This window comes from Occallatibacter sp. (assembly GCF_049802275.1).
Classification (GTDB): Bacteria; Acidobacteriota; Terriglobia; order Terriglobales; family Acidobacteriaceae; genus Telmatobacter.
Window position 1 is genome coordinate 1 of sequence record NZ_JBARMD010000376.1, and the last position, 12,387, is coordinate 12,387.

Sequence of the window (12,387 nt, forward strand, 5' to 3'; positions counted from 1 at the left end):
GCCGCTGGCACCTCCCGGGCCTGCGGGTGCAGTTCCTGGCGGCGCGCCGACCGAAGCGACGGACACATTTGTTCACAAGAGCGGAGTGCCGCCGCCGGACACCGACACCATCACGACGACGGGTGGAACGCCGACGCCCCACGTCCAGCAGGTCGCGACCAAGAAGCCACCAAAGGTCAAAGGCGAGAAGAAGCCCGGATTCATGGGACGCATGGGCCACTTCTTCCGGCGGCTGTTTGGAGCGGAATAGGCCGCCGCTACCGGTCTTTCTTCCATTCATCGATGCCGTAGACTGCCTGGCCATATTCGAGGATCGTTACCAGGCAAACCCCACCGACGATATTGCCCGATACTGCCGGAATGAACCACTGGGGGAATGCGATCCACGGAGCCTGGTGGGTCATGATGGTGACGAAAATTTCGCCCGATGAAGCAATGCAGTGTGCGAAGTCTCCGAGGCCAACGACATAAGTGAGCATCCAGATCACCATTACAGATCCGGTGACGGAGTGCGATGCGGAGACGAGCCATGCGGCAAGCGCAATAATCCAACCGGCGATGACGCCGGACCAGAAGACAGTTGTGGAGGGATGGGCGAGAGCTTTTGCACCGAGCGTGCCCATGGTGCTGACGAATGCGGGGTCGAGTGCAGTCGTGCGCGATGCGAGCAATGCAAAGCAGAATGCTCCGAGAACATTGGTTGGAAGCACAACGGCCCAGAGGCGCATGGTGTTCCAGAACTGGCGTTTCTCGGTGAGCACGAGTGCCACGGGATAGAGCGTGTTCTCAGTGAAGAGCTGCGAGCGGCCGATGATAACGACGATGAATCCCAGCGGATAGAACATGCGGGAGATGACGCGTGCGTGGTCCGAAGCTCCGAGCAACGCAAGTGCGATCGCTGTTCCCAGTGCCGATAGTCCCATGAAAGCGCCGGCGCCGAATCCGGACAGGGCCAGCGCAATGGAAGTGCGGGCGAGTTCCTGGCGAGCGTTGGCCGCAACTTGTTCGTAGATGTCTTCGGCTGAGGGGCGCTCCAGGTCTTTCTGCTGGCTTCCCGTCGAAGGCTCCTGCACTGCGGGCTCGCGCGTTTCTTGAGTTGGCATTGGTAACTTTCAGGTGATGCTCCGACTACAGTCCGTCTACGCATAGATGCAGAATGCAGTTGAAAGGACTTCGGCACTCGAATTTGAGGAACATTGACTACCCTCAGATCGTAACCATGAGATAACGACTCTCCTACCAGACAGGAGCGAGATCAATGAACCCAAATCGAGTGGGCCGCGAGTCGGAGAGGACTTCGTTACGTATGGCTACCGAGGCCTCCAATATTCCGACGTGGGTGCGTGCGTTTGTCATGGTCGGCGGCCTTCTGATGGTGCTCGGCGGCGTAATAGCGCTGGCACGGCCTTCAATTTTGATTTCGCCAACCGATCAGATCACGGGTGGAGTCCACATCTACGCCGGATATTTTGCAGTGCGGAACGTGGCTCTTGGATTGTTTCTGCCGTTGATGCTGTTCCTGCAAGTGCGCCGCGTACTCGGAAGCCTGATGGTGCTAGTTGGCATGATTCAAATGCTCGATGTAATCATGGATTGCATCGAGGGGCGATGGGCGATTGTGCCAGGAGTGGTCCTGCTCGGCCTCCTCTATTTCTTCGGCGCAGCGCGTGTCTTAGGCGCGCCCTTCTGGAGCCGCGAATCCTGGGTTTAGATTGGGATCTGAGAACTAGAGCTCACGTGCGCGTTCGATGGCTCGAATTACGGCCTGCGCCTTGTTGAGAGATTCCTGATGCTCTAGCTCGGGCACTGAATCTGCGACGATGCCGGCTCCAGCCTGCACGTATCCTTTGCCGCCCGTGGTGAGCAGTGATCGGATCGCGATACAGGAGTCGAGGTTGCCGGAAAAGTCGGCGTAGAGCACGGCTCCGCCGTAGGTGCCGCGGCGGGAAGGCTCAAGCTCTTCGATGATTTCCATAGCGCGAACTTTGGGCGCGCCGGAGAGCGTGCCGGCGGGGAAGCAGGCGCGCAGGGCGTCAACAGCGGTGAGTTCCGGCTTCAGTTTGCCCTCAATGGTGCTCACGATGTGCATCACGTGGCTATAGCGCTCGACGAACATCAGACGATCGACCTTGACGCTGCCGAAGTCGCTGACGCGACCAACATCGTTGCGTCCGAGATCGACGAGCATCACATGTTCGGCGCGCTCCTTGTCGTCGTGCATCATTTCGTTTTCGAGGCGAAGGTCTTCGGTCTCGTTTGCGCCGCGCGGGCGAGTGCCGGCGATCGGGCGGTATTCGACTTTGCGATCATGCACGCGAACGAGTAGCTCTGGCGATGAGCCTGCCAACTCAATGCAGTCGGACGGCTTTGACTTTTTCGCTGAGCCCAGCGGACCGTCTGGGGTGAAGCGCAGAAAATACATATATGGGCTGGGGTTCACCGTGCGCAGCGAGCGATAGACCTGGAAAGTGTCCATGCCTGTCGTCACATCGAGCCGCTGCGATAGCACTGCCTGAAAAATGTCGCCCGCCGCGATGTATTCTTTCGTGCGCCCGACGGCGGCAAGAAAATTTCTCTTACTGGTACGGCGCTTCACTTCGACAGGCTTTGCACTTCGTGCCTGCGGCAGCTTCGGGAGGGGCTTCGCCAGGCGCTTTTCGAGCGCTGCCAGTCGTCTTACCGCCTTCGCATAAGCTTCATCGGGTTTGGCGAGCGTGACGTTGGCAGTGGCGACCATCCAGATCTGCTTTCGCACGTGATCGAAGGCCAGCACTTCGTCGAAGAAGAGCAGGCAGGCGTCGGGAACACCGAGCTCATCCTTTGCTCGGTTGGGCAGGCGCTCGATTTGGCGAACTGCGTCGTAAGCGAAGAAGCCCACGGCGCCGGCGGTGAAGGGAGGCAATCCTGCGATGCGCGCTGGTTTGTGTCCGCTTAGCGCTTCACGCAGCACATGAAAAATGTCACCTTCAATGCGCGTGGTGCGCCCCGCTTCCGTTATGTCGATCTGCTCGCCGCGGGCGACAATGCGCTTGTACGGATTAAGTCCGATGAAGGTGTATCGTCCCACCTGTTCGCCGCCCTCGACCGACTCAAGCAGAAAGCATTCGCGTTCTTGCCACGCCGCGCGCAGAAAGGCCGACACTGGAGTTTCGAGATCGGCTGTAAGCGTGCGGTAGACGGGGACGAGCGTGTGCTTTTTGGCGAGCGCCAAAAACTCCTTGCGGCTGGGTTGGATGAGACTCGATGCGGGCTTCACAGCATCCAGTGTAATTGCATTGCGCAGTAGGATTCGATTGCAGCAACGCGGCCTTGGCCGCAGAGATTCGTGTCATTCGCGTAAGCATCGTGAAATCCGTGGCTGATTCCCCGCGAGGAAGACTCGCTTCTCAGGGCCTGAGGCACCGGCTGAATGTTGCGCGTAGATTCGCGATGTCGCGAACGATACTCGTTATCGAATAAAAGCAAGTGAGATTGGATTGTTTCTGGAGCCTTGCGATCTGAGTGAATGGCGACGGAATTACTGTACTTGCTGGGCGCGATGCGATTCAAGCCAGCGAACGATTTCGATAGGCGGAAGGGCACGGCTGAAGAGAAATCCCTGGACTCCATCGCAGCCCTTTTCACGCAGAATTCTGTATTGTTCCTCGGTCTCAACTCCCTCGGCAATGACTTCCATTTCGAGTTCGTGACCCATTTCGATGATCTTCTCCACCATCACCAGGTCTGCGTGATGATCGTGCATGTGCCGCACAAACGTCTTGTCGATCTTCAGTTCGATCGCGGGAACGTTCTGCAACTGCTTCATCATGGAGTAGCCAGTGCCGAAATCGTCGATGGAGAGTTGGAAGTTCCGCATCCGCAAGCGAGTGAGGACGTCAAGGGCAAGAGAAAACTCCATCAGGCCCGACTCTGTAATCTCAAGAACAATGCGCTCGGCGGGGAAATCATATTTGCGCGCGAGGTTCACGAGGATATCGGGGAACTTCAGATCGCGCAGAGAACTGACGGAAATATTGATGGCAAGCCGAGGCAGGTGGCTGTTTGACGCCGAAAATTGCTTAACTTCGTTTAGAGCGCGTTCGGCGGTAATCCAGCAAAACCGGTCCATGAGCCCCAGGGCTTCAATTCTGTGGATGAAATTGTCGGGGAAGATAAGCCCGAGTTCTGGATGCTCCCAACGAGACAGCGCTTCAACGCCTGTGACGATGCCAGTGGCGATATTGATCTGCGGCTGATAGTAGATCACGAACTGGTCATGGTCGAAGGCGCGTCGCAAATCCTCGTCGGGAATCGCAATTCTCTGCTCGTTTTGTGGGTAGGCCGGCTTTTCGGGGGCGACATTGGCGCCGAGCAATTCCTGTAACTGAGTAATGGGAAAGGGCTTTTGGAGGTGCCCAACCACACAGAGGCCCAGGGACTGAGCCAGTTTCTTGGCTGTTTCGATAACGCGGATGTTAATTCCGCTCATTAAGACGATGCGCGCCCTGCAGTTCCGTTCCCCCAGCAGACGAAGGATTTCGATCCCATCCATCTCCGGCATTACGAGATCGAGCAGGATAAGGCTGGTGTCCGACCCAATTCGTCCGAAAAAGTCCTCGGGTGTGCGGGTTACATCGCACTGTAAGCCCATTGCCTTGGCCAAGGCGGAGACAATTTCGCCGACGACCCGGTCATCGTCAATCAACACGATTCTGTCTCCAGATGACATCGGTTCTCCCGGTGTTGAGGCGAAAACGGCTTCCGGCGCAAGCGCTACCGGGTAGTTGTGGTTGGAATAGGCCATTGGCTCAAACTGAGTCTAGCTCAAGTGGTTACCGATGATGACCTCGTCCAACAACATCCTCATTACCAACGTTGTAGGGCATAGCTATCTTATCGTTAGTGGCCTACATCCAAGAGTCTATATGCAAGACAGAAACACTACTCGCACCCAGAAAATCAAAGAAGCTTTTGTATCTGGGCTTGTAATTCCAACCTGCTCAACCTGAATTGCAGGCTCGAGGGCGGCATCTCCGATCTCAAATTCCACGCAGTACCTAGGGGTTCCCAGGCTGGTTCTCACCGGCTTGACGGGGCTGTGTTGGAGGCCTAGACTCACATGGGTTTGGGCGATTGTTGGGGATTTCAGAGCCCGGACGAAAGCCTCAGGGGAATCCTGGAGCGATTGAACAGAAGATATACCCCGTGACAGGGGAAATCGTGCTGCGTCTATAAGTTGGCTCGTGAAAGGGCCTCAGGCCTTTCCGCAGCAGGCGAAAGACTTGGAGATGGTATGGCACTAGCAACAATGACATTGGACCAGGAGATTAACCCCTGGGAAGCGCAAAGCGCGCGGTTCGATTTTGCAGCACGCAAGCTCAATTTAGATGAAGGGCTCTGGAAGCTGTTGCGGACACCCGCGCGCGAAATTATCGTTCACTTTCCTGTGACCATGGACGATGGTCGCATCGAGATCTTTACCGGATTCCGGGTTCAGCATTCGATTGCACGCGGCCCTGGAAAAGGCGGCATTCGCTATGCCCCTGAGGTCACTCTTGACGAAGTACGCGCATTGGCGAGTTGGATGACGTGGAAGTGCGCGGTCGTGAACATTCCGTTTGGCGGAGCCAAGGGCGGAGTGATCTGCGATCCCAAAAAGATGAGCCAGGGCGAACTGGAGCGCATGACGCGCCGGTACACCTCGGAGATCATCGATTTCATCGGTCCGGAAAAAGATGTGCCTGCGCCGGACGTAAACACCAACGAACAGACGATGGCCTGGATCATGGATACCTACTCCATGCATGTCGGCCACACCGTAACCAGCGTTGTAACCGGCAAGCCGCTCAACATCGGTGGTTCGCGGGGCCGCGTGGAGGCAACCGGCCGCGGCGTGATGATGGTGTGCGATGAGAGCCTTCGCTATTTGAACCTGCCCATCGACGGCTGTCGCGTAGTGATCCAGGGCTTTGGAAACGTGGGATCAAATGCGGCACGGCTGATGATGGAGCACGGCTACAAGATCGTTGGCATCGCGGAAAAAGACGGCGGACTGTTTAATCCGAACGGCATCGACATTCATCAGTTGGTCGAATATAAGTACCGAAATGCGACGCTGCTTGGCTTCCGCGGTGCTGAGGCCATGCCCAGTGAGGAATTGATCGTCTCTGATTGCGATGTGCTCATTCCGGCGGCTACCGAGAACGTGATCACGAGCCGCAACGCTGAGAAGATCAAGGCCCGCATTGTGGTGGAAGGCGCCAACGGCCCGACGACCGCAGTGGCAGATGAGATTCTTGCTGACAAGCGCATCTTCGTTGTGCCCGACATTCTGGCGAATGCCGGCGGTGTTACGGCAAGCTACTTTGAGTGGGTTCAGGACCGGCAGGGTTACTTCTGGAAAGAAGCCATCGTCAATGAGCAGTTGGAGCAGATTCTGCGCGACAGCTTTGATGACGTGGTGCGTTACGCCGAAGCCCATAATGTGAACAACCGGATCGCGGCCTACATGCTTGCCATCGACCGCGTTGCGTTTACGATCAAGCAGCGCGGAATCTACGCGTAGTCGTCGGGTTGAATCGTTTGTGGAATGTGGATGGGCCGCTTCGGCGGCCCGTTCTATTTTGGCGCTAATCTGCCGCGGCGAGTTCAGGTGCGCCGACAAAATCGCACACCAGCACCGTCAGGTCGTCGTCCTGAGTCTTTGCCCAATGCTTCACTGTGGCAATGAGGTGATCGACAGCTTCAGTGGGCGTCATGCTCGCGCTGGATTTCAGTTCCTCGGCAAGGGATTCTTCTCCAAAGAGCTTACCTTCAGCGTCGCGCGCTTCGACGAGGCCATCGGTGTAAAGCAACAGGCGATCTCCCGATCTCAGCGTCACAGACTTGCTCTCGTAGTTCGCATTTGGAACTGCAGCCAGCAACATTCCATTTTCCACGATCTCCGTAATTGCTCCATCCCGCAGCAGAAGCATGGCAGGATGACCGGCTGCCGCATAGTGCAGCGTTCGCGCCTGCGCATCGAGGTACACGTACGCGGCGGTTACATACTGCCCCTGCGTATTGCCGCAGAGTGCGGTGTTCATTCCAGCCAGCAAAGCCGCTGGATGAGCCGTCTGCGCGCGCTGAGAAATGGCTGCCATCTTTACCATCGAAGCAATAAGCGCAGCAGGAATCCCGTGTCCTGAGACGTCGGCGATGAGAAGACCCGCGTGCTGGTCGTCGGCGAGCAGGAAGTCGTAGAGATCTCCAGCCACCGAAGTCATCGGCACGTATTTCGCTGCCACCTTGAATGCCGCGGAATCCGGAAATGCAGCGGGAAGAATCGAAAGCTGCATGCGGCGCGCCAGGCTGAGTTCTTGCTGAATTTCGTCCAGTTCCTTATCGCGTTGCAGGGTGCGGCGCGCAGCCACGTATCCGAGACACGCGAGCAGTATGGCGAAACCATATGGCTCGATGTGAGAGGGAGCGGAAATGTTGTCGGAAATGGAAGGCACGATAAAGCAAAAGAGGCCCAACCCGATAACTCGAGAGTCGCGATCATGCACCATTCGACGAAACCAGTGCACAGCAACAGCGATGAGCGCAACAGCAATCACGCTGTTGTTGATCTCGCGAAATGCCGCATGGGTCCCAAAAATCAAGGACGACGAAGAAAGACCCAGAAAGAGAATTACGAACAAGGGCGTGACAATTTTTCCGGGCTTGCCGAGAAACCCTGCGAAATGAAAAAAGAGAAATGCTGGCACTGGAACGATGTAATCCACCGCGGCAGCCAGCCGATGGAAGAATTCGCTGGGTGGTATTGAGAGGTGAAGCAGATCGGAGTTGATCCAGAGTCGAATCCCGTAGAGGTGCGCAAACCATGCAAGGGACAACAGCATGCCATCCACCCTGCGACGGATCACGCAAAGACCGATCAATATGATCGTGACGGTGTTGAACGCCGCGCCCAGGAACAGGAATGGTTCATCGTGATGAAAAGCGCGCAGCACCTCGCTGGCGGTGAGTTGTGAATCGAACGCGAGCATCGACCCTCATGGTAAATGATGGTTGAACTTATACTGGTCTCAATGGAAAAGCGCAGTGCAGGACTGTTGATGTTTCGGCGAAGGGGCAGCGAACTGGAAGTCTTTCTGGTGCATCCAGGTGGGCCTTTCTGGGCTAAGAAGGACGCGGGATCGTGGATGGTTCCCAAAGGGGAATACGTTGACGGCGAGCTTCCGCTGGGTGCGGCAAGGCGCGAGTTTCAGGAGGAGACCGGATTCGAAGCGAAAGGCGAATTTATCGATCTGGGCTCTGTGAAGCAGGCCAGTGGGAAGTTGGTCAGAGCCTGGGCGTTTGAAGGCGATTGCGATCCGCAAAAACTGATCAGCAATTTTTGCACGATTGAGTGGCCGCCACGGTCAGGACGCATGATCGAGATTCCGGAAGTGGATCGTGGCGCGTGGTATTCATTGTCCGCGGCACGATCGGCCATATTGAAGAGTCAGCAGCCATTTGTCGATGTCCTTGCGACAAAGCTGCAGATTATCCAAGTCGTTAAGTAAATGTTGAATCAATCGATGGGCCCCACGTGGTTTTCGAGGGCCCGCCGTTTGAGAGGCCCGCGTGACGCGGTCTATAGTTGTAGTGGTCCCTCCTTTGCTCCAGGTCGCAGGTACAAAAGTTTTGGGATCAGCAAACGAGCAGTTCCGTTTGAAGTGATCTTCGGAAAGACTTACAGCGAACCAGCTGATTTTGAAAAACGTTACAAGGTTAATGACACGACAGTGAATCTCCCCAACTCCATCACGCTCAGCAGGATCGCCATGATCCCGCTCCTGTTGTGGATCCTGTCGCCGCATTTTCCTTTGCAGGGGCCGAATGGCGAACAGGAGATTCTGGCTTCAGTTCTGTTCGTGCTGGCATCGATCACTGACGGGCTCGACGGATACCTGGCGCGCAAGCGGGCGCAGATCACCACGATGGGCATGCTGCTGGACCCGATCGCCGACAAGATCATGGTGACGGGCGCGTTGATCGCACTGGTGGCGTACAACCCCCACGTGGTTAAGGTGTGGATCGTAGTGGTCATCATTGCACGCGAGTTCCTGATCTCGGGGCTGCGCTCCATTGCATCGAGCGAGGGTTTTACGATCCAGGCCAGCGAACTGGGCAAGCTCAAAACGGTGGTGCAGATTGTCTGCGTTGTTTCTGCCGTGCTGGCGCATCGCTGGTACGAGTGGAAATTCGGCTTGCTGGTAATTCCTGTCGAATGGATCGCTATTGCGGCGATTTACTTTACGGTGCTGGTGTCGACCGTCTCCGCAATCGACTACTTCGTGGCGTTCTGGAAGCAGATCGATCATGCGTCGAAGGACCGCCGCAAGTCGTATGTGCTGACGCGGGAGAAGGGCGCCGGAACGCAAGGCGCGAATTAGAAAAACGAGACTCGCGCTGGGACGGTGCCTGTCCTGAGCAACTCGGCATCGTCCTCTATCCCTACCTTTGAACTAGAAAACCGGGGGGTGCCCACCCATACTCTGGGAGCAAAGCCCTGAGCGGTAAGGACTTACGGCGGCGACTCACCGCTAAAGTCTTCCTGACAAAGACTTTAGCCCCAGAGTCGTCTGGGGAAAGGACTTACGGGGAGGGGGCAAGGTTCTTGTCGGGCACACAGGAAATTTCTCTGGTTTGGTCGCGGCGGTGGCCGGTGCCGGATCTTGAATCTATTGTGCGCCGCGAGAGAGAAATAGACTGCAAACCGGCTTGAGGGTTTTGGCGTTCTGATTCAGCGATTTAGTCGAAATCGAGGGCGCGGGGGCTTGACGGCTTGCGGGTGGGAAGCGAGAAGCAGATCCTCCAGCTTCGCTGCGCTCCGCCCCGGATGATGGGGCATGCTGGGAGGCGTGGTTTCCCGCCAATGACGCGGTGAAGCTGCGTCATGGATGGCACCCGAAGTATAACCACATGACGCTTTCTTCGCGGTCTGCGGCCACGTCCAGACTCTGTCGCGGCGGGTTGAATGACTTGCTTTCCCACCCATGACTTCGTCATGGATGGGGCACCCTGGGGGGGGGGCGTGGGCGAAAAGCAAAAGCAGATCCTTCAGGTTTCTTACCCCGCTCTATTGCGGGTTTTGCGGCATTGGCTGCAACGAATCCGGGAGATCGATTTCCTGGGTTTGTGGCCGGACTCTTATCTGTTGGCCGCGGGCCAAATATGGCTTGATCGTGTCGGCGTTTGCCCAATCCAGTTTCCAGCCGTTTTCAATGGCGACAATCGTGTAGTCTCCCGGAGGAATGCGGCGGAAGTTGAACGTTCCGTCGGAATCGCTTTGGTTGGGCCTGGCACGATCTCCAGTTTGCTGAGCACCGGTTGGGACCAGGAGAACGAAGACGCCAGAGGCCGGAACTCCATTTCGCTTGACGATGCCGTTCAGGATCGCGCTCGATCGGCGGACGACGATATTCAGTTGGACGGGCTCACCGCCGACCGTCAGCAGATGACCGCGCACTTGAGCACCCTTTGCGATCAGGCGCGCAATCGGAAATGAACTCACACCCACGGTGTAAACACCCGCCTGCAGAGATTGCATGGTGAAGGTTCCGTCGGGGTTTACCTGGGTAGCCGGGCTGGGATTGCCATCTTTCGATTCGAGCCAAACGACTGAGCTTTTGGGCAGAGGCTCTCCGTCTTCAACCTGAATGGTTCCGTTGACCGTTGGATCTGGATCAGCGGATGTGGTTGTGAGGGCAGATGCGCTTGCATCAGCATTGACAATCATGTGCCGACCAGGGTCTCCGTTCTGTCCGGGAAAGCTGAACGTATATTGCCCGGCAGGAAGCTCGATGTCGGCGGTGTACGGGCCGTGGGGATCCTCCCTGGTGAAATTAACTTGCGTCGGAAGGGACTCCGAAGTTCCAAAGATACTTGTGCTGACCTGAGGAGGTGAGAAGGCGGGTTGACCGTTGTCGTCCCTTGCGGGAATCGGCACAGAAAGGTGTATTCCAGGAACTGGATGCAACGTAAGGTTCAACGATACCTGTTCGCCGGCGGCAACGGCGATGGACTCAGCTTCGCCGGGATCCGTCGCGCCGGGGTAGCATGTGGGCGCGTAGACCACGTCCAGTCTTGCCAGGCCGCTTGCAGCGGTTGAAGGCATCCCGGGGAATGACCGCTTGGGTTGCGCATACCAGGGCGTTCCAATGACACAAACGACATACTTGCCGGGTGGCAGACTGCCGAGTTCGAAGTTGCCCATGGAGTCGGCGTTATCTCCCTTGATCGCGAGCATTCTGCCCGTACCGCCATTGGTGTCTTTTTGAAACAGCTTGACCTGGGCGGAGGGTACCGGGTCTCCCGAGTCTTCCTGGACGGTTCCGAAGATGCGCCCTTGCGGCGCAAGCTGGAAGAGAAGGCCGGTTGATACGAGCCCATCTCCAGTGACGATTGCGGTGTTGATGCCGCCGTCGTGCTGTTCATATGCGGAGGGAACGTATCCCCTGCGAGAAGCTACGAGATCGTATTTGCCGTTGGCAACGTCGGAGAACTGGAATCTGCCGGCTCTGTTGGTGAGTGTCTCCGCCACTGTTTTTCTGTTACTGCTTTGCAACACCGTGACTGACGTGTTCTCGAGCGGCTCGCCGGTTTTCGCGCTGACGACGATTCCGCTGATCTCGTGGTGCGCGCTGGTGGCAGGCGTCTGCGCAAACATCCAGGCGACCGACAGGGATGTGAACACGAGCACGGTCATCCGACACGCGGGTCTCACGGATTTGGCTCCTCGGCTTCGGATTTTCCGAAATCGACTCGTACCGATGTTGTCGCACCAGCTTCAACGGTCACGCTCTTTCCTTGCGCCATGAGGTTGGCAAGTTCAGCGGGGTCGACGTTGTTGAGGTCTCTGAATCTGCTGAGAGCAACGACATGGTAGAGGCCTGGCGCTAGATTCTCAAAATGCGCATTTCCATTAGGGCCCCAAATTTGAGCTTGCGGGAACCCTGAAAGCCGCGGTCCGGCAGGAACGACGTAGACCGTTGGAATGTTTGAGAACTTGCCCGAAACCGGGCCCGGATTTTGTCTGTCTGCATTCGGAGTGTTAACTGTGCAATCGATCATGCCTCCGTCGTTGCGGATGGTTACTTCGATTGGCTGAACTGTGTTGCCGGGGCCAATGATCAGCGGCTCGCGAGTGAGATCGGTGGAACCGCTGCTGATTGTGCTGATGTAGCCGCCTTGCACCCAGGGAACCTGTACCCAATAGCGACCCGGAGTGACGCCCATTGCTTCGAAATGACCGGGCGCCTCCTCTTCTGAATGGCGAAGGCCGACTCCGCCGCCACCGGAACCTTCCAGGCTGCGTTCAACGGGTATCAACTCAAGTTGAAGGCCCGGATCGGCCTCGTTTATCTGCTGCTCGTTGCG

General features: G+C 56.9%; 11 protein-coding genes. 5 read left to right on the forward strand and 6 right to left on the reverse strand.

Translation table 11 applies throughout. The features are described from left to right. The coding region (locus WA354_RS13155) for a hypothetical protein (protein ID WP_472813469.1) at positions 1-250 on the forward strand (250 nt) is incomplete at its 5' end. 7 nt (positions 251-257) lie between these two features. Here WA354_RS13155 and WA354_RS13160 read toward each other — a convergent pair. Next, positions 258-1,103, reverse strand: coding sequence for a formate/nitrite transporter family protein (locus WA354_RS13160; protein WP_472813470.1), 846 nt, complete (start codon positions 1,101-1,103; stop codon positions 258-260). A gap of 155 nt (positions 1,104-1,258) precedes the next feature. Between WA354_RS13160 and WA354_RS13165 the strand changes: the two genes are divergently transcribed. Then, a complete protein-coding gene (locus WA354_RS13165) occupies positions 1,259-1,711 on the forward strand; it encodes a hypothetical protein (protein WP_472813471.1) in 453 nt (150 codons plus the stop codon). A 15-nt stretch (positions 1,712-1,726) separates the two neighbouring features. On the opposite strand, the gene trpE is transcribed toward WA354_RS13165, so the two are convergent. Continuing rightward, positions 1,727-3,256: an anthranilate synthase component I gene (gene trpE, locus WA354_RS13170; protein WP_472813472.1), complete on the reverse strand. Its 1,530-nt coding sequence runs from the start codon at positions 3,254-3,256 to the stop codon at positions 1,727-1,729. A gap of 261 nt (positions 3,257-3,517) precedes the next feature. After that, positions 3,518-4,783: an EAL domain-containing protein gene (locus tag WA354_RS13175; protein WP_472813473.1), complete on the reverse strand. Its 1,266-nt coding sequence runs from the start codon at positions 4,781-4,783 to the stop codon at positions 3,518-3,520. Positions 4,784-5,272: 489 nt separating this feature from the next. On the opposite strand from WA354_RS13175, the gene WA354_RS13180 reads away from it, so the two are divergent. Next, complete coding sequence (locus tag WA354_RS13180) at positions 5,273-6,544, forward strand: Glu/Leu/Phe/Val family dehydrogenase (protein ID WP_472813474.1); 1,272 nt, start codon at positions 5,273-5,275, stop codon at positions 6,542-6,544. A gap of 64 nt (positions 6,545-6,608) precedes the next feature. Here WA354_RS13180 and WA354_RS13185 read toward each other — a convergent pair whose 3' ends face one another. Then, a complete protein-coding gene (locus WA354_RS13185) occupies positions 6,609-8,009 on the reverse strand; it encodes a PP2C family protein-serine/threonine phosphatase (RefSeq protein ID WP_472813475.1) in 1,401 nt (466 codons plus the stop codon). A 42-nt stretch (positions 8,010-8,051) separates the two neighbouring features. Between WA354_RS13185 and WA354_RS13190 the strand changes: the two genes are divergently transcribed. Beyond that, on the forward strand, positions 8,052-8,528 hold the full coding sequence (locus tag WA354_RS13190) for an NUDIX hydrolase (RefSeq protein ID WP_472813476.1): 477 nt from the start codon (positions 8,052-8,054) through the stop codon (positions 8,526-8,528). Positions 8,529-8,750: 222 nt separating this feature from the next. Beyond that, positions 8,751-9,401: a CDP-diacylglycerol--glycerol-3-phosphate 3-phosphatidyltransferase gene (pgsA, locus tag WA354_RS13195; protein WP_472813479.1), complete on the forward strand. Its 651-nt coding sequence runs from the start codon at positions 8,751-8,753 to the stop codon at positions 9,399-9,401. A 686-nt stretch (positions 9,402-10,087) separates the two neighbouring features. Here pgsA and WA354_RS13200 read toward each other — a convergent pair. Further along, complete coding sequence (locus WA354_RS13200) at positions 10,088-11,716, reverse strand: carboxypeptidase regulatory-like domain-containing protein (protein WP_472813477.1); 1,629 nt, start codon at positions 11,714-11,716, stop codon at positions 10,088-10,090. Between the two features lie 14 nt (positions 11,717-11,730). Continuing rightward, a partial coding sequence (locus WA354_RS13205) for a hypothetical protein (protein WP_472813478.1) occupies positions 11,731-12,387 on the reverse strand: 657 nt, incomplete at its 5' end.

What these genes read in the sequence shown, in the direction of transcription:
- WA354_RS13165 (WP_472813471.1), top strand. Translation starts at nt 1,259, where the DNA reads ATGAACCCAAATCGAGTGGGCCGCGAGTCGGAGAGGACTTCGTTACGT.
- WA354_RS13175 (WP_472813473.1), bottom strand. Translation starts at nt 4,783, where the DNA reads ATGGCCTATTCCAACCACAACTACCCGGTAGCGCTTGCGCCGGAAGCC.
- WA354_RS13185 (WP_472813475.1), bottom strand. Translation starts at nt 8,009, where the DNA reads ATGCTCGCGTTCGATTCACAACTCACCGCCAGCGAGGTGCTGCGCGCT.
- WA354_RS13160 (WP_472813470.1), bottom strand. Translation starts at nt 1,103, where the DNA reads ATGCCAACTCAAGAAACGCGCGAGCCCGCAGTGCAGGAGCCTTCGACG.
- WA354_RS13190 (WP_472813476.1), top strand. Translation starts at nt 8,052, where the DNA reads ATGGAAAAGCGCAGTGCAGGACTGTTGATGTTTCGGCGAAGGGGCAGC.
- WA354_RS13180 (WP_472813474.1), top strand. Translation starts at nt 5,273, where the DNA reads ATGGCACTAGCAACAATGACATTGGACCAGGAGATTAACCCCTGGGAA.
- WA354_RS13200 (WP_472813477.1), bottom strand. Translation starts at nt 11,716, where the DNA reads ATGACCGTGCTCGTGTTCACATCCCTGTCGGTCGCCTGGATGTTTGCG.